Origin of the sequence: Bacillus sp. ISL-34, from assembly GCF_018613325.1 — a bacterium.
Taxonomy (GTDB): Bacteria; Bacillota; Bacilli; order Bacillales; family DSM-1321; genus Peribacillus.
Window position 1 is genome coordinate 221817 of the sequence record NZ_JAGGQJ010000023.1, and the last position, 17395, is coordinate 239211.

The 17395-nt window shown below is 43.0% G+C and carries 20 protein-coding genes; 4 read left to right on the plus strand and 16 right to left on the minus strand.

From position 1 onward, the window contains the following. Nucleotides 1–111 precede the first annotated feature (111 nt). The 3 genes from J7E52_RS16560 to J7E52_RS16570 form a co-directional block, all read right to left on the minus strand. Nucleotides 112–918 carry a DUF1444 domain-containing protein gene (locus tag J7E52_RS16560; protein ID WP_214748684.1) on the minus strand — a complete coding sequence of 269 codons (807 nt, stop codon included), beginning with the start codon at nt 916–918 and terminating at the stop codon, nt 112–114. A 50-nt stretch (nt 919–968) separates the two neighbouring features. Beyond that, nucleotides 969–1280, minus strand: a complete 312-nt coding sequence (locus J7E52_RS16565; RefSeq protein ID WP_076364640.1) for a thioredoxin family protein — start codon at nt 1278–1280, stop codon at nt 969–971. Nucleotides 1281–1389: 109 nt separating this feature from the next. Further along, nucleotides 1390–1896 (minus strand): hypothetical protein, encoded by a 507-nt coding sequence (locus J7E52_RS16570; protein ID WP_214748686.1) that lies wholly within the window; start codon nt 1894–1896, stop codon nt 1390–1392. 126 nt (nt 1897–2022) lie between these two features. Between J7E52_RS16570 and J7E52_RS16575 the strand changes: the two genes are divergently transcribed. Continuing rightward, nucleotides 2023–2472 (plus strand): YtoQ family protein, encoded by a 450-nt coding sequence (locus tag J7E52_RS16575; RefSeq protein ID WP_214748688.1) that lies wholly within the window; start codon nt 2023–2025, stop codon nt 2470–2472. Nucleotides 2473–2604: 132 nt separating this feature from the next. Here J7E52_RS16575 and J7E52_RS16580 read toward each other — a convergent pair whose 3' ends face one another. The 3 genes from J7E52_RS16580 to J7E52_RS16590 form a co-directional block, all read right to left on the minus strand. After that, nucleotides 2605–3474 carry an AraC family transcriptional regulator gene (locus J7E52_RS16580; protein WP_214748691.1) on the minus strand — a complete coding sequence of 290 codons (870 nt, stop codon included), beginning with the start codon at nt 3472–3474 and terminating at the stop codon, nt 2605–2607. Nucleotides 3475–3592: 118 nt separating this feature from the next. Then, nucleotides 3593–4114 (minus strand): DUF84 family protein, encoded by a 522-nt coding sequence (locus J7E52_RS16585; protein WP_214748694.1) that lies wholly within the window; start codon nt 4112–4114, stop codon nt 3593–3595. Nucleotides 4115–4195: 81 nt separating this feature from the next. Then, nucleotides 4196–5269 (minus strand): M42 family metallopeptidase, encoded by a 1074-nt coding sequence (locus J7E52_RS16590; RefSeq protein WP_214748697.1) that lies wholly within the window; start codon nt 5267–5269, stop codon nt 4196–4198. A gap of 177 nt (nt 5270–5446) precedes the next feature. Here J7E52_RS16590 and J7E52_RS16595 point away from each other — a divergent pair, with 177 nt between their 5' ends. Continuing rightward, a complete protein-coding gene (locus J7E52_RS16595) occupies nt 5447–5764 on the plus strand; it encodes a PepSY domain-containing protein (protein ID WP_076364628.1) in 318 nt (105 codons plus the stop codon). Nucleotides 5765–5814: 50 nt separating this feature from the next. Here J7E52_RS16595 and J7E52_RS16600 read toward each other — a convergent pair whose 3' ends face one another. Further along, nucleotides 5815–6660, minus strand: coding sequence for a YtnP family quorum-quenching lactonase (locus tag J7E52_RS16600; RefSeq protein ID WP_214748700.1), 846 nt, complete (start codon nt 6658–6660; stop codon nt 5815–5817). A gap of 140 nt (nt 6661–6800) precedes the next feature. Beyond that, on the minus strand, nt 6801–7439 hold the full coding sequence (gene trmB, locus J7E52_RS16605) for a tRNA (guanosine(46)-N7)-methyltransferase TrmB (protein WP_214748703.1): 639 nt from the start codon (nt 7437–7439) through the stop codon (nt 6801–6803). A 253-nt stretch (nt 7440–7692) separates the two neighbouring features. Here trmB and J7E52_RS16610 point away from each other — a divergent pair, with 253 nt between their 5' ends. Next, a complete protein-coding gene (locus J7E52_RS16610) occupies nt 7693–7968 on the plus strand; it encodes a YtzH-like family protein (protein ID WP_214748706.1) in 276 nt (91 codons plus the stop codon). Here J7E52_RS16610 and J7E52_RS16615 read toward each other — a convergent pair whose 3' ends face one another. The 8 genes from J7E52_RS16615 to J7E52_RS16650 all read right to left on the minus strand — a co-directional run bounded on the left by J7E52_RS16615 (nt 7969) and on the right by J7E52_RS16650 (nt 17054). Beyond that, nucleotides 7969–8751, minus strand: coding sequence for a phosphotransferase family protein (locus J7E52_RS16615; protein ID WP_214748708.1), 783 nt, complete (start codon nt 8749–8751; stop codon nt 7969–7971). Nucleotides 8752–9068: 317 nt separating this feature from the next. Further along, the gene (locus J7E52_RS16620; protein ID WP_286197818.1) at nt 9069–9959 is read right to left on the minus strand and encodes a diacylglycerol/lipid kinase family protein; all 891 of its coding nucleotides are present in this window, start codon (nt 9957–9959) and stop codon (nt 9069–9071) included. A 27-nt stretch (nt 9960–9986) separates the two neighbouring features. Next, the gene (locus J7E52_RS16625; RefSeq protein WP_214748714.1) at nt 9987–10994 is read right to left on the minus strand and encodes an NERD domain-containing protein; all 1008 of its coding nucleotides are present in this window, start codon (nt 10992–10994) and stop codon (nt 9987–9989) included. A gap of 21 nt (nt 10995–11015) precedes the next feature. Further along, nucleotides 11016–11573: an RNA 2',3'-cyclic phosphodiesterase gene (thpR, locus tag J7E52_RS16630; RefSeq protein ID WP_214749054.1), complete on the minus strand. Its 558-nt coding sequence runs from the start codon at nt 11571–11573 to the stop codon at nt 11016–11018. A gap of 269 nt (nt 11574–11842) precedes the next feature. Further along, entirely contained in the window at nt 11843–13081 is a 1239-nt protein-coding gene (locus J7E52_RS16635; RefSeq protein ID WP_214748717.1) for an Nramp family divalent metal transporter, read from the minus strand. 214 nt (nt 13082–13295) lie between these two features. After that, nucleotides 13296–14150, minus strand: coding sequence for a D-amino-acid transaminase (gene dat / locus J7E52_RS16640; protein ID WP_214748720.1), 855 nt, complete (start codon nt 14148–14150; stop codon nt 13296–13298). Nucleotides 14151–14172: 22 nt separating this feature from the next. Further along, the gene (pepV, locus tag J7E52_RS16645) at nt 14173–15585 is read right to left on the minus strand and encodes a dipeptidase PepV (RefSeq protein ID WP_214748723.1); all 1413 of its coding nucleotides are present in this window, start codon (nt 15583–15585) and stop codon (nt 14173–14175) included. Nucleotides 15586–15740: 155 nt separating this feature from the next. Continuing rightward, a complete protein-coding gene (locus J7E52_RS16650) occupies nt 15741–17054 on the minus strand; it encodes an MATE family efflux transporter (RefSeq protein WP_396020289.1) in 1314 nt (437 codons plus the stop codon). Here J7E52_RS16650 and J7E52_RS27460 point away from each other — a divergent pair. Next, nucleotides 16998–17132 (plus strand): hypothetical protein, encoded by a 135-nt coding sequence (locus J7E52_RS27460; RefSeq protein WP_396020290.1) that lies wholly within the window; start codon nt 16998–17000, stop codon nt 17130–17132. The genes J7E52_RS16650 and J7E52_RS27460 overlap by 57 nt on opposite strands. Nucleotides 17133–17395: the final 263 nt, after the last annotated feature.

Consider the following 17395-nt stretch of genomic DNA (forward strand, 5'->3'; position numbering starts at 1 on the left):
TAAATATCAACTCATTTCCCTGAGATTTCCTTGTTGAAATCAAGGCGACTCTATTAAACTTTAAAAGGACCGCTGCCAGATGCTGACACGGTCCTTATGTGTTTCAATATATTATTGTTCACGCTTTTTGTTTTTACCCATAATGAAGATGGGCTCCAACTCATTTTCTTCGTAAAGGAATGATAGAGCCGTTATTGGAACATGACCGCTGGCAAAGAAGCTCATGGCCATTTGCGCAAGAATATCATAGCCCGTATCATTCTTCACATCGGCAATGATGATGACATCCTGATGGGGAATGGCCACAGCCATTGTTCCCTCAATCTTGTCCCTCATTTCCCGAAGCCATGATTCATTTAGAATCCTGCTGGCATCATATCCATCATTCGTGTTCAAAAAATAAAATGCATTACCGGCAACGATATCCGACTTCATTTCAGTGGAGAGGGAACGGGCATTGAAAAGGGCAATTTCACGAATCCTGTCACCCTGCCAATTTTCCCGTTGAATCATCTTTTCATCTATAAGACGGTAGGTTTTCCCTAAATCCAGGGCATAAAAAATCCGGGTTTCAGCCGTATGCTCATCGAATAAAAATGGATTTCCTTCTTCCGATTCCATTGGAAAGGAGGTCGAGCGGATGACTGGGAAAATAAATTTCTCCTTGCCTTCCATGCTGTGTTCTTCCCCCATCACATTCAGGGCCTCTTCCACGTAATAGGTAATTTCATCGATGGCCTTTTCCTGTACGTTTTCATAGTTAGCAAGTACAGGAGGCAACTCGATGGTGATCCCCTTTCCGGTCTTCACATTCTCCACCCGTAACGTATCTTGCTTGCTATCGAATTTGAATGTGCGATTCTCATCTTTTAAACGTTCCTTCAAGATATTTTTCAGCTTCGTGCTGTCCATTTTCATGACTGACCCTCCTCTTCATTGAAAAATCCCCAGCGAGAAGGGGAAATTGATTATAGTGATTGAATGAATTCCTCAATTTGTTCTTGCGTTTTGCGATCCTTGCTCACGAATCTGCCTAGCTCTTTGCCATTATCATACGCGATGAAACTTGGTATACCGAATACATCATTAGCCGCGCACACATCGATGAATTCATCACGGTCCACATGAATGAATGTAAAGTCAGGAAATTTCGTTTCAATCTCCGGCATTATCGGTTCGATTACACGGCAATCTCCACACCATGTTGCTGAAAAAAGAAAGATATGTTTGCCTTCATTTTTCAATGCATCATATTGCTCAACGGTTTGTAAATTTTCCATTTGAATATTCCTCCTGCTCTAAATGACACCTTAGTTTTTATAATCCCATCATACCAGACTCTTCACGAATCAACCATTAATACGGATCGATTGAAAGGCAGGGGGCATCTTATTTCTGGGGCACGGATGAAACGATTTCCATCATTTGTTTCGCATCGGTTTTTAATTGGTCTTTATCCGTTTCGGTTGTCAGCTTGACCCCGCCGATCCCCACTGCAAGCTCATACTTTTCTTTCGGTATCTCTTTGATCGAGATAAAGCCGAATTTATCATCAGTTTGAAAAGAATGCAGCAATACAAATTGATCCTCTTGTTCCTTTATCGCCAAATATAAAACGGAGCTGTCTTCTTTTTCATTTGGATTGACAAATAATATATAAATCTTTTCATCTTTTTGTAAAATCAAATTATTATCATGTTCTTCCACTACTTTATAATCCTTTGGCAGATAGACCTGAATTAGCCCTGCCTCTTGATTGGGCTGTTTTTCATCGTCACGAAATGCCACTTCAGCAGCCTTCATTGCCTTTTCGGTTTGTCTCTCGATACCTGAGCAGCCCACGATCAAACTGCTTATCAACAGGAAAACAAGAAAATTCTTATTCGATAAAGCCATCGTCATTCCTCCAGCCGTCTCTTTAACTACCTTAAGGATAATATTATCCTTATTTATGGAATTCATCCATTTACTAAAAAACATGATACAATGAAAGCAATTTCAATAACGAGGAGGAAAACAACAATGAAGTTAACCGTGTATCTTGCTGGGGAAATCCATTCAAATTGGAGAAGCGAGTTGAGAGATAAGGCCGCTGCACTGAAGCTACCTTTAGAATTCGTCGGCCCGATGGAAAATCATGAACGCTCCGATAATATCGGTGAAGATATCCTCGGGGAACAGCCGAATCCCATCCTGAAGGATGCTGCCGCCTCCCAAATCAATAATTTGCGGACAGGTCTTTTGATGAAAAAAGCTGATCTTGTCGTCGCTCTGTTTGGCGAGAAATATAAACAGTGGAATACTGCCATGGATGCAAGCACCGCCGTTTCCCTGGGAAAACCGCTTATTTTGATTCGCCCGGAATCCCATCACCATGCTTTAAAGGAATTATCCGAAAAGGCGAGTGTCACGGTAGAATCCGTGAACCAAGCCATGAAGGTGCTTTCTTATATTTTTGAAGAAGGGCTGTAAATCTCCCTGCTCCTTAACTGTCGAGCTCAAGAATGAAGGATTCATATTTTTCCAAATAAAAAGCTTGCAGGTGAAAATTAGATGCCTAACCTCCCCTGCAAGCGAAAAACGAATAAATTTTATGGTTGAACACTATTCCTTTTTAATGGGAATCCAAATTTCGGAGTAATAATCAGGGTTCGAAGCGTCGTCGTTCGCGTATACTTCCAATTCGGGAGTGCCGGCATGTTCATAACCGCTGGTAGGGAACCATTCTGAAAAAATTCGCTTCCAAGCTTGTTGGATGGCATCAGGCATAGGTCCATGAACTTCGAATACAACCCACTTGGAAGCCGGTATCGTAAGGGTTGAAAACTCTTCAGGCACTTTCCCGGCATACTCTGCACCTATCCAATAATCCATCGTTTCATTTTTTTCCACAGCCCGCTTATCGACACATACACCAATCAAGCCATCTATTCGGCCATTGTTCAACTTCGCTAACCTATTTCCTGTCCCATCCGAATTGACTTTCTCCCACAACTTCGGAATCCCGATCAAATTCTCTTCATTAACCAAGGAAAACTCTTGCTTGATTCCAATCAATTGAAAGGAATCCCTTTCAAGGATATTGTATTTCATCGGTTTTGCCCCTTTCAGAATCACCTGTATCACCAGGCGTTCATAAAATTCCAGCTTCCCCATACACTTTCGGGCTTCGCTTGGAGATACCCCATGCTGCCTTCGAAAAGCTTTTGAGAATGATTCGGGGGTGTCATAGCCATACTTGTAGGCTAAATCAATGACCTTGCCATTTGTGGATGAAATCTCCTGGGCCGCTAAGGTCAGTCTTCGACGCCGGATATATTCACCAATGGTAATATCCGTTAAAATGGTGAATGTCCGCTGAAAATGAAATGCTGAGGCATTCGCCTCCCTGGAAATGCTCTCGATCGTCAAGTCCTCCAATAAGTTCTCCTCGATATAATCGATGGCCTTTTGGATTGATTCAACCCACCCCATTTCACTCACCCCTTGTCACTATACTAGCAAGACCGATCAATGAAATCCTGTCTGATTCTGCTCTGTTTTGGCAGTGTTCGTTTCACTCATTCGAAACCCGCTTTTCCATGACAGTGATTCAATAATCCTGCTTTTTCATTTTCAGCTTATACTCGTATTGACCGGCTAGCATCCTCATGATATGGAGGAACATTTCCCCCCTGGTGATTCGCTCATTTGTAAATACGCCGATCGCTCCTTCCTTTTTGCTAATATTCTCTTGCCTTGTGAAGGCGTCCATCACCGGGCCCAGCTCTTCACCTTCCAGCAGCTTCTCAGCAACAATTCCCGGCACTGGGATTCTCGCTCCGGCAGCTACAAAGACCTCACCGTCCCTCGTGGCCATTGCACCCCAATTACACAGAAACAGTGCTTGTCCCATTTTCACGACACCGCCTTCAAGTCCGATACCCATTTCGGCATCACTGTGAATCAAGCAATTCCGGGCCCTTGTCATTGCCCCCTCCATCGTTTCCTCATCTGAAAAAGGCTGTTCCGGGACCCCGCTCTCCACTTGAAGCGAAATGATTTCTGCACCTTCATATACGCCAAGCACGGCACTTACTTTCGCCGGATTCTTACTGCCAACTGCTATTTTCAATATAATTACCTTCCTTCTATGTAAAAAAAGCTGATGGAAGAGGATTCATGACAGCATCCCTTTCCATTTCAGCTTCCTCCGTCAACCGTTTTTTATCAAGGTCTCGAACGTCGTTTTATCACAGGAACGAACCAATTTCCCAATCAGTTCACGTGCAGCGGCATAATCATCAATATGAATCATGGATGCATGTGTATGAATATAGCGGGAACAAATGCCAATCACACCGCTTGGAATGCCTTCATTAGCAATATGAACCTGTCCTGCATCCGTGCCGCCTTGGGAAACGAAATATTGATACGGAATCTCATTCGACTCGGCCGTATCAAGGATGAATTCCCTCATGCCGCGATGCGTAACCATCGAACGATCAAAAATGCGGAGCAGTGCCCCTTTCCCTAGCTGGCCAAATTCACTTTTACTGCCGGACATATCGTTCGCCGGACTTGCATCCAAAGCGAAGAAAAGATCCGGTTTGATCATATGAGCTGCAGTTTGAGCGCCCCGTAATCCCACTTCCTCCTGGACGGTTGCCCCGGAATATAAGATATTCGGTAACGTTTCGCCTTTTAAATCTTTTAACAATTCAATCGCAAGGCCGCAACCGTAACGATTATCCCACGCTTTTGCGAGGATTTTTTTCTCATTGGCCATCGGCGTGAATGGACAAATCGGTACGATCTGCTGACCTGGCTTAATACCGATTCTCTTCACATCTTCCTTATCATCCGCCCCGATATCAATCAGCATATTTTTGATATCCATTGGTTTTGAGCGTTGCGATTCATCAAGCAAATGGGGAGGAATCGAACCGATGACACCAATGACCGGACCGTTATCGGTTATGATTTCGACTCTTTGGGCCAAAAGCACTTGACTCCACCAGCCTCCTAGGGTCTGAAAGCGAATCATTCCATTTTCCGTTACGGAGGTGACCATGAATCCCACTTCATCCATGTGCCCGGCAACTAGTACAGTCGGCCCATCTTCATTGCCTCTTTTTACGCCAAATATTCCGCCAAGGCGATCTTGGACGATTTCATCCGAATACTTTTCCAGCTCACTTTTCATGAAACTCCGAACTGCATGTTCATTTCCCGAGGCTCCCGGTAATTCCGTCAATGTTTTAAAAAGCTCCAAAGTCTCATGATTCATTTTTCTACCCCTAACCTATGTATTGTTTCTTACTATTTTACAGAACTTAGCATCGTGTTACACTAGAAAGTTCTAATTTATCAGTTAATGGGTAAAATTTCAAATTATTAGTCAAATAAAGCGTACTTCTGTATACTAGAAGAAGTGATTTTAAAAAAAGCAATGGAGGAGAAATCAATGAATTGGAAAACGTTTTTACTAGGTACTGCAGCCGGGTTTGCTGCTGGCTATGCGACAAAACAACTATTGGATCAATCAAGTAAACCTTCTCCCGATAAAGTCTTGGCCCAAGTTAAGGAAACAGTCAAAAAGGATGGAAATATATATGGCTCATGGATCTTGATGAAGCCGGAGAACTATACAAAAAATGATTTGGACTATGAAGTGTACAAAGGCGGGATCACCAGAAACACAGAGGGTAAACGGGAGCAATTCGAATTTGTTGCAGATGCCTCAACAGGAACGATATTGGAGCTTAATGCGCAAAATGATTGAAACAAAAAAAGGAGGGCCGTCAAAAAGACGTCCTCCTTTTGCTTTCCCGCTTACCGCTTCCGTTTCAATTCGTCCATTATCTCCTTACCCGTTACATCCCATTTGATTGCACAGTATTGGGCATCATGGTAAAAGCTATACCAGGACCCATTTTCCAGACCGGATTTCATCCACTTTTCCTTCGCCTCGATGGAAGTCATGGGATAATCGTCATAAGCGAGGACCCAGAGGACATTCGCATGGGCGTGCGTCGGCATGATATCTGCCATGTGAATCAATCTATCCCCACCATCCTCAATGATGATGATCGCATGTCCATCACTATGTCCCCCAGTATGGATCATTTTAATGCCGGCTGTAATTTCCTGCTCTCCTTCAAAAGGACGTACAAGAGAAGCGACAGCCTCCCAGTTTTCTGCCCAATATGTACTTTTTGAACGAATATTCGGGTTTTTCATTTCATCCCATTCAGTTTGGGTCGTAATGATTTCTGCACGCTCGAAAACAGGCACCCAAGTTTCACCTTCACGTTTCGTCAAACCGCAGGCATGGTCGAAATGTAGATGGGTCATTAAAATGTAATCGATATCATTTGGCTGAATCCCAAGTTTGTTAAGGTCTTCGACAAGATTTGATTCCTCAGTCACCCCAAAATTCCGTTTCTGCTTGTCATTCATCTTTCCATTGCCAATACCGGAATCTATAAGCATGTTCAATCCATTTGCCTGCACTAAAATCGGATCCGTTCGTAACTCGATTTGGTTATTTTCGTTAACAGGATACTTCTTGGACCAAAGCGGTTTCGGTACAACACCGAACATCGCACCGCCATCCAAGTGAGTCACACCTCCATTCAACCATGTTAATTTAATTTCCCCTATTTGCATCGTTTCCATTTTTACCCCTCCTCTCCCTTTAGTTTAACACCCGCTTCCATATATTGAAATTGATAACAATCAAGTCATCCTCGTGAATGAAATACACCGCCTTAAACAGTAAAAAACCAGATGCTGTGCACCTGGTTTCTAATCGATGATTATTGGAACATTGCTTCCAAACGGTATATCCGGTTGCCTTTACTCGAGAACTTTTCTTCATATTCAGTCATGATATTGCCTTCAAAACTGCTGTTATGCAGATCAAGGCTTACATATTTCAAGAGCATGCCGTATTCGGAAATACTTTTCAAGGAAGATTCGAATAACCCTTGGTTATCAGTCTTGAAGTGAATCTCACCTTTGTCTGGCAGGATGCCTTCATATACTTCGAGGAAGGTCTTATACGTTAACCGACGTTTTGCATGACGTGATTTCGGCCATGGATCTGAGAAATTCAAGTAGACGCGATCCACGTCACCTTTTGCAAAATAGTCCCCTAAGTTCGCTGCGTCAACATTCAACAGCTTTAAATTTGGAACATCCGCTTCAATCAGCAAGTCCAATGCAGCTACAATGACGCTTCCATATACTTCAATTCCAATAAAATTCACATCAGGATGGGCTTTTGCCATTTCTGTGATGAAACGGCCTTTGCCCGTACCCACTTCAATATATAACGGATTATCGTTACCGAAAACTTCATTCCATTTACCTTTATGGCTCACTGGCTGATGAATTACATATTGTGGAAAATCATTCAAACGGTCTTCAGCCCAAGGTTTATTTCTTAAACGCATGATGACACCCCTATTTATAATATAATCGTTCAAACCATAACACGAGTGGATGGATTCCTGCAAGTTGATTTTTTCAGGAAAAAGCCTGCATGCACCGACTTAACAAATAAAAAAACTGCCGGCCATCCAGGCGACAGTCTCTGTAGTTTTCATGTATAAAACTTTCCGCAAAACACACCATAAATAAGTGAAGGGCAGGCGGGAACCACCTGGGAATCCCTTGAATCCATATTTAAGAAAGGAGAGGTATTATATGCCGCTTTCCAATGAACATCAAATTTCATTATTGAAAGATATATTGACCAATCATCAATCAGACTGCTGCGGATCCGTTTCTGAATGTGAACAGGTTGAAAGGCTCGTCAAATCCTTAATGATCAATATGGACATTGACAGCAATGTGAAAACGATACTGACAGAGATTTACGAATACAGCCAGACTGGCATCGGTACCGCCGATTTAGATGCACATATTTCAACCCACCAGAACGAGTTGTCCCAGTGGGTGGATGATATAGATCAATTCTGATCAGCCAACCATCAATAATGCTTCAAGTTTTTTCAGTAATTCATTTCTTTCCTCGTACCGCTTTCTGCGATGATGCCATTGGATGGAAAGCACAAGTTGTGAAACCGTGTGCCATTTCATCCTCATCTCCAGGCCTGCGTCTAGCTTTTTGCCGTAGCGGGCAAGCCATTGATTCCATTCTTCCCTTGGGACATATGAATACAGGAGTATGCCGAGGTCAATGGCCGGATCGCCAATGACCGCTCCGTCCCAATCAATCAGGAACAATCCATCGGTTTCGGTCATGAGCCAATTATTATGGTTCACATCACAATGACAGACGACTTTTTCGTCGCACTCAATCAACAGGAGATTATTCTGTAAAAAATGGATGGCCTGCTTGATAATCGGAATATCCGTAACATCCGAAGATAACCCGGTTTCTATGTCTGTAAGTATACTTTCAGGTCGTAAAGGGGATTTCCCAAGCCTTTTGAGCATGCTTAACAAAGGATCGGATTGATGAATTTTTTGAAGCAGCTTTGCGACTCTTATATTGTTCATTTCCTGCTGAGATAGCTCCCTGCCTTCCATCCAATGCTGGGCCGTAATTACATCCCCATTTTCCAGGCGCTTTGTCCACATTAACTTCGGAACAATGCCCTCAGCTGAAAGAACAGCTAAAAATGGCGATGAATTTCGTTTAAGGAAGAGCTTCTGCCCCTCTTTCTCGGCAATAAAGGCTTCTCCCGTAGCTCCTCCAGCAGGGGATATATCCCACTCCTGACCTAATAAATGTTCCAACTGGTTCACCTTCGATTTCCTCGCTTAATCATACAAATGTGGGTACGTTCACCTAGTGTATGTATTACCACTACTTTGAGTCCATGTTTTATAAAAAATCCGCCTGCTGGCGAAGCTGCATATATACTTGCATCGGGATGATACCCGCAATTAAAAACATCCTCATTTTAGAGAAATAAAAAAATAGCTATTGAGCAATTAAACAATAGCCATAAATTAAATTTTAGTTGAAAAACGGTTTCTTCGTCAAGTACTATAAAACGATTATACGCATAAAACAAAAACAAATAAATCATTTCATATTTTTGTGTGGGATATCACCCTTGAACATGACGCGCATTTTCTCTTTCAGAACGACTGCAGCTACTTAAATCCATTCCAACAATTTCTCCATCAGACTGGATTCTTACTGACCCTTGATTCTTCATTTTTATCATTTTACCAGAAAAAGAATCAACATTTTTAATGTTTAGGTGACCGCCCCATAAAACGGTGATGAAGACGGTCAATAATTTCAACAAAGTAATATCATGGACCGCAATCACGTTTAACCTGCCATCATCCACCTTCGACATCGGTGAAATTTTCATTCCACCGCCAAAGTAGGGCTGGTTCGCAATGACGATGAACCAAACCTTTTTCAAAAGATGCCGATTTCCATCAAAGATCAATTCCATGCAGCTGGGCTTGTAAGAAAATAACTTTTTTATAAAAATGAACAGATAAATTAAATTACCCGCTCTGACAAAATTAAACCATTTTTTCAGAGGGGAACGGTCTGCTTCATCGGAAATTTCAGCATCAATGCCCATTACCAGGCTGTTCACGAAATAACCAACCTTGCCATTCGTCTCAAACTGTCCAATATCAATGGCATTAAAGGCATTATCCTGGAATAAAGAAAGGGCTTCTTCCACACTATCAGTTTTTTGAATGCCCCTTACATAATCATTGCCGGATCCAGCCGCAAGGGAGACGATGATAGCGTGAGGGAAACCAATGGCGCCATTTATGATTTCATTAATCGTGCCATCTCCCCCGACAGCGATCACCCGGGTATCCTGATTCGTCCCTGAAAGAATTTCCTTCGTCAATCCTAGCGCATGCCCCTTTTCCCGTGTAAAAAACACCTCATGGGGAACAGCTTTTGATTTCAGTATTTCCTCGGCCTTTTTCCAAATCTTCAAACTCTCTTCATTTCCAGCCATTGAATTGACAGGAAATACACCGTTTCATTAAGGTGCGGCATGCTCATTTCCTTCTGTTTGGTTATATTCGGCTTCCCATTCAGGTCTCAGGCTGGATGTAGTTTGGCAATATTCAAGCAATGCCTGCGCCCCTTTTAACTGCTGTGCCTTAAGAGGAGACGATATTGCCCGCATCCTTTCAAACCATTCCGGGAAGGTCCGTTTATCCAATATCGTAATATCATAAGGTGCTTCGGGATAATCGACATATCCATTCCGGGATAAAATCACCTTTTTAATCGGCATGTTCACTTCATATAGCTCAAATAACTGGGAGACGATGTTCGTCATCCGATTTGCACCCAACAAAGGGTTGAGCACTTTTTTATCAGGATGCTTATGATGCCTGCGGACCCAGAACCGATCACTGGAACCGATGAATGCAGCGTCTTCTTCCGCTTCCAGAAAAGTGATGCACCAAGCATCAACAGGAGTCAATAAAATGACTTCGACTTCAACAGGCGCATTTTTCAATAGAAAGATAGGTTTATATAATACGAGAAACGTATCAGGAAAACGCTGCAGAAAAAAGCGGAGCCTCTCATCCAAAAAGAATGATTGGTCCACAAATGACTTTTCACGAAGCGTCGAACTCCCCCATTTCATCTGAAAGCGGAGCAATTGATTTAAATAATTTTGCTTTAATTCATCCTGACTGGCCGGACGGTACGGAAACCTTAATGAAAAAACATTAGTATCTTCAATCTGGTTCGGTATTAGCAGTTCTTCTTCCTCTGCCTCCTGTTTGCCTGTCCGGTGGAATATGCCTTTCACCATTTTAAACAGGCCCTTTGACTCTTCCTGGGACGGATCAAATTTGACCTGTGTTTCACTTTCAGTATGTTCGCTGTACAACCGATCTAGCTCGCCCGCATGATAAGCAGCCTTCAATTTATCCCATTGCTGTTTTTTCAACCGTGCAAATTGTGTTGGATAACGATAAATATCCTGCTCATACCGGGAAATATAATCCTGCATCTTTATGAGCTGTGCCATTCGACCACCACCCATCTTTCTCTATTTTTGAAGGTTTATCGTGAAAATCTTCTCGTATGAAGGGGAGGCTCCAAGATGTGTTTGATATAACGCAACCTGATCTGCTTCAAAATGCTTATCCTCCAAATTCGCTATCTGGCGGACGCTCTCCAACGAAAAGGGACGATCCCCCTCGAATTTTCTTGCCAGCGTAATATGAGGCTTGAACGGCTTTTTATCAAGTTCAAAACCCGCTTCGATACAAGAATTATAGACTTTCCTTTGGATGGCAAAAAGCCTATCTTGCCGCTTGACGCCTGCCCATAGAATCCTTGGGCTCTCACTCTTGCCAAAACCGCCGATATCGCCGAGTTCCAAGCCGAATGAAGCCTCATTGGCAAGCTCGCTTTCCACACGGCCCATGGCATCCTCTTTCAATGTATCGGGAGCATTGCCCAAAAATGCCATCGTAATATGATAATCGGCTGGATGCAGCCATTTCTTAAATGGAAATTCTGGCTTCAGTTGTTCCGTAACAGTATTTAAATAAGCCTTAATATCATCAGGCAATACTAAAGCAAAGAAAAAATGAGTATTCATGGTCACTTACATTCCTTCCTGTTTTCCCTTTAATTTTACCATAATTCCCATTGCATATACCTTTTCTTGGGCTTCCTAATAAATATTCCCTCCATCAGGAATATTCCTACCTTCCATACTCTGAACGAAGTCCATGACGTATTTTTTCCGCGCTAGGTCGAATTATCCCCTCACTGGGTCGGATTATTCCGCGCAAGGGTCGGATACACGAAACACACAGCAAAAAATCTAACAAAAAAGGACCAAAGATTGGTCCTTCCCTGCTTCTTTTAACTGAACAGTGTTTCGTAAAGCAGGAACAAGTTCAGTCCAATGATAAGTACAGCTATAAGCCAAGCGACGCTCGAGGTGATTTTATGGTTGACCAGGTTGCCCATGATTTTTTTATTGCTTGTAAACATGATCAAGGGCACTAGGGCAAACGCGATGCCAAATGAGAGTATAACTTGGCTCATCACAAGTGCTTTGGAGGGATTCACTCCCCATAATATTATGAGCAGGGGCGGAACGGTGGTAATGACCCTTCTTAAATAAATTGTTATATGTCTTTTAATGAATCCCTGCATGACTACATCACCGGTCATTACACCAACGGATGAGCTGGATAAGCCGGCAAATAAAAGTCCAATTCCAAAGAACATCGCGACTGATGGTCCAAGCATGGCCCCGAATTGTTGATAGGCAACATCCAAATCCTCAACTAGTGCTCCATTCTTATGAAATAGAGCAGCTGATACAATGACCATGGCGGCATTGATCGCGCCTGCAATCAACATGGCGATGACAATGTCAATGAGCTCAAAACGATAAATCCTTTTTCTTTCAAAATCATTTACTCCGACTATTCTTCTTTGAATCAAAGAAGAATGAAGGTAAATCGCATGTGGCATAACGGTGGCTCCAAGCATACCGGCCGATAGTAAAATACTGTCCACTCCCTCGAATTTTGGAGTGAAGAGTCCTAAAACTACGGCTGAAGTGTCAGGTTTTGCATAAAAAACTTGAGCACCAAATGCTATTACAACTACAAATATCATGACCGTGATCAAAGCTTCGAATGTTCGATAACCCCTGCGCTGGATTTCCAAAATGGCAAAGGAACCAATCGCGGCAATTATTGCCGATGTGATAAGCGGTAAGTCAAATAGTAAATAAATCCCTAGTGCCGCTCCTATGAATTCAGCCAGGTCGGTTGCCATTATGACGGCTTCGGCCTGAATCCATAAGAAGAAGGATGTTTTTTTCGAAAATTTTTCCCTGCATAACTCTGGAAGGTTCTTTCCAGTGGCTATCCCCAATTTAGCTGATAGTGATTGGATTAGCACAGCCATTAAATTGGATGCGAAGATAACCCATAATAACGTATAGCCATATTTAGATCCGGCTGTAATATTGGTCGCATAATTCCCTGGATCAATATAGGCCACAGCTGCTATAAAGGCAGGCCCTAGATAGGGTAGAAGTTTTTTTATTCCTCTCGAAGAAGCTTGATGCAACACATCGGACATATCTATTCCTACTCCTTTTTACACGCAACTCAAATTGTTGCAACAGGTAAACTTTTTAGGTTATTAGCAAGTATATTCCTGGTTTTTCAAAATGTCAAAAAAGGAGGACTGCATAAGGATGTAATTAATGTGAACGGGGATTTGGAGATGGCCATCTCGGCTCCGACTACACATATAAAAAACCCCCTTGCCAATAGTGCAAAGGGGCTTTTATCTATTTAACGGAACCGCATTGCTTCTCGATTTCCTCGGAAAACAGTTTCTGCAGTCTTTGGGTTATCGGACCGGGTTCCCCAGCTGCAATCGATTGGCCATCGATATTAATAATTGGTGTCACTTCAACGCTTGTGCTGGTGTAAAGGACTTCGTCGGCTGCCATCATGTCCTCGACGGTGAAGGCTTCTTCGACATAGGGAATCCCATGATCAGCGCAAAGTTTCAGCATCACCTGGCGGGTAATTCCATTCAGGATCAAGTTTGTGGCCGGATGCGTTTTAAGTGTTCCATCCACCACGATAGAGACATTGGACGAACTTCCCTCCGTCACCGTACCATCACGATGCTGGATCGCTTCATCACAGCCGGCTTCGGCCGCTTGCTGTTTAGCCATTATATTACCAAGTAGATTTAAACTCTTGATATTACAGCGCAGCCAGCGTATATCCTCGGTGGTAACAGCCTTGACCCCTGGCTTCATTTTTCCTGTATAAGGCATTTCCTTGGTATAGGCAACAAAGACCGGTTCCACCTCAGCAGTTGGAAAAGAGTGTGTACGCGGAGATACTCCCCTTGTCAGCTGCATATAGACGATTCCGTCCTTCAGTTGATCTTCAGCGATCAGCTCTTTCATGCGGGTTTTGATTTCCGCTACAGTAAAGGGAACTTTCATCTGAATCAACTTCGCACTGTCCATCAGCCGGTTCAGATGCATATCCCCCGCAAATAATTCGCCATTATAAACCCGGACGACTTCATAGACGCCATCACCGAATTGATATCCCCGGTCTTCAATATCTACCTTTACTTCGGACCTGCTTTTAAGGTCACCGTTAAAAATGATTTTTCCCATGTCTTTTCTCCCTCTTTGCCTCTTATTTAGCTAATTCATGAATGGCACGTGCATAAATGGACGTAGCCTTAAGCATATCTTCAATATCAATATATTCATCTTTCTGATGCGCAATGTCTTCGCTTCCAGGGAAAAGCGGGCCGAATGCTACGCCTTCTTTCAATGAACGGGCATAGGTGCCGCCGCCAATCGAAAGGAGTTCAGCTTTGTCACCTGTCTCCGCTTCATAAACTTCCTGCAACGTCTTAATCAAGAAGCTTTCACTGTCCACAAAATGTGGAGTCGAATGCGAATTGGACTTCACTTTCAAATTATATGCCGCAAGCCTTTCTTCCAATGCCGCCTTTTGCTGTTCCCACTCAAACGTCACCGGATATCGCATACTGAAACCGATCGAGCTGTCCCCTTGTTTCGAATAATTGAAAACGCCGGCATTGAGCGTCAGTTCACCTGTTTGCTCATCCGAATAAGCCACACTTAAATTATTTCCGCGGGAATCTTCAAACAAACGATCCTTAATGAAAGTGAAGTAGGCTTTCGCATGCGGATCAAGAGTAAGATCAGCTAAAAATGCTGCTAAATATAGACCTGCATTTTTTCCATTTTTCGGTTCCATCGCGTGTGCCGAGACACCATTCATTTCAAGCAGAACTTGATTTTTTTGCGGAACGGCTTGGCCCCTCAATGAGTATTTTTGCAAATAATCCTGATAGTTTGCCGCCACTTCAGCAGGGTTGGCCGCTTCCACGATGGCCGTAGCAAAATCCGGTACCATATTCGTCCTTCGACCTGAAGAAAATTCCATAACATTCACGTTTGAATTCGTGCCATTTCCTGCATCGGCAGGGTGTATAATCGAGAAGTCCCAGATTCCTTTTTCCGCACTGATGATCGGGAAGTCAGCATCTGGTGCAAAGCCGATCGAGGGCATTTCCTCCACTTCAAAGTACCGGTCAACGCAGCGCCAGTTCGATTCTTCATCGGTTCCAATGATCATCCTCACACGTTTGTTCAAAGGTTCCCCTAGCTCCCGGACCAGCTTCATCGCATGATAGGCAGCCATCGTCGGCCCTTTATCATCGATTGCCCCGCGAGCATATATGCGGCCATTGCGGATTTCCGCGCCAAACGGATCCGAACTCCAGCCATCTCCCTCAGGTACCACGTCGACATGGCATAATATCCCGATTAACTCCTCGCCTTCACCCATTTCAATATGACCAGCGACATTATCGACATTTTTCACAGTAAAACCGTCTTTTTCGCCTAATTGAAGCATGAAATCAAGCGCTTCCTTCACCCCTTTACCGAATGGGGCTTCCTCTGTCGGTTGTTCTTCATCCAGTACACTTTTTATTTTCAATAAGTTTTGTGTATCCAGTAATAAGTCCATTTTCCGTTTTTCCACTTCTTCTCGCCAATTCAATTCACTCAAAATATGACAACTCCTCTTTTATATATATTTTTCATTTTATCACTTTTACTACCTGATTCGCCAAACGTTGCTACCTTTTCTCCATATTCCCGTATTATCGCTACCGTCAAACTACCGATAAAATCCCTTACATAAATAAAAAACACCCTCTTTTTTTAAAAAGAAGATGATTTCATTAAACTATCGGCATCCATAAGCTTTGTTACTTTTCGGTTTAGCCTTGGGATGTATAATGCTAAAAACACGGAACGTCCTAAACTGAAAGCCAGGAATGCAAGCCATAATCCATGATTGCCATGATGCGGGACTGCAAAGAATTGGACAATTAGAAAAGCCAATAGTGCCAGAAGCATTGAGTTCCTGACAGGAACGGCTTCAGTCGCACCCGTGAACACTCCATAAAAAATGAGTCCGATAAAGGCACTGAATGGGAATAGGACTATCCAAAGTCCATATTCATGGGCCAGTTCGATAACACCTGGAATATCCGTGAAAAGGAGAATGACCTCATCGCTGAATAGATAGTAAGATGCGGCAAGTGTGAACGAAGCATACAAGCCCCATCGCGCCGATAGTGAGAGCGTTTTTTTATAAAGATTTATATCTCTCGAACCAATCGCCTTCCCGACCAGAAGACTCGACGCGTTCGCGAAGCCATCAAAGCAATAGGCCATCAGGTAATGGATTTGAATGAGTACGGCATTGGCTGCCAGTGTCTCTGTCCCGAAAGTGGCTCCCTTGGCCGTAAAAAGATTGAAAACCGTGATCAGGCAAATGGTCCTGATGAATAAATCCCTGTTGACCACCATCATTTTTTTCAGGGAAGAACGATCGAACCCCTCCCGGAATGAAAATGAATCCGGTACATTGACCGCTTTCCGGATCACCCACAAGCCCAGTAAAAAAGCGGCAATCTCTGATATCAATGAAGCGGCAGCAACCCCTGATACAGACCATGAAAAGCCATTTACAAAAACGAGGCATAAGACAATATTGACCACGTTCATGAAAACTTGTATGAACAAAGATGTTTTTATCCTGGATTTCCCGATTAACCAGCCTAAGATGACATAGTTCAATAATGCAAAAGGTGCACCCCATATCCGGATGCCAAAATAATCTGCGGCAAAGGCGGAAACGTCCGCTTCCGGACCGATTGCGCCTAACGAGACATTTAAAATGGGCTTTTGGATCATGATAAAAAGAAGACCGATGATCGCTGCTATGAAAAAAGGCCGAATCAAGGCCATCAGGCTTTGCTTTTCATCCCTTGCCCCCTCCGCTTGTGCAGCAAAGGCAGATGTACTGACCCGAAGAAAACCAAAAAGCCAATACATCGTATTAAAAATAATGGTTCCGACAGCTACCCCGCCAATATAAGCGGGATCGCTCAACTTTCCAACCACAGCCGTATCGACCGCACCGAGCAAGGGCGTACTCATCGTCGAAATCGTAAGCGGGATCGCCAAGGAAAGATACATTCTGTTATTCATAAAATGATGACCTCCTATGTACAGAAAAGTTCTGAAAAATTAGATTTGGAATGATGTTATAAAACTTTGTATTCAAAGTACAAAAATTTGCAGTATACCCTTTTGATCACTAGAATTGAACATATGGTGCTCTCCAACATGCATACGATGCCTCTACAAGATTACTTGTGAATCGTTTCAAATAGAACGGATTAAGCTATTTTAGATATTCATAATCTACGGTATCAATTTTGAAGATTAAAAGATTGATAACGCTCTCAACCTGCAGCGGTTATGGGAAGTCCAATTTTTACAGACATGCATGCATATTTTTTATC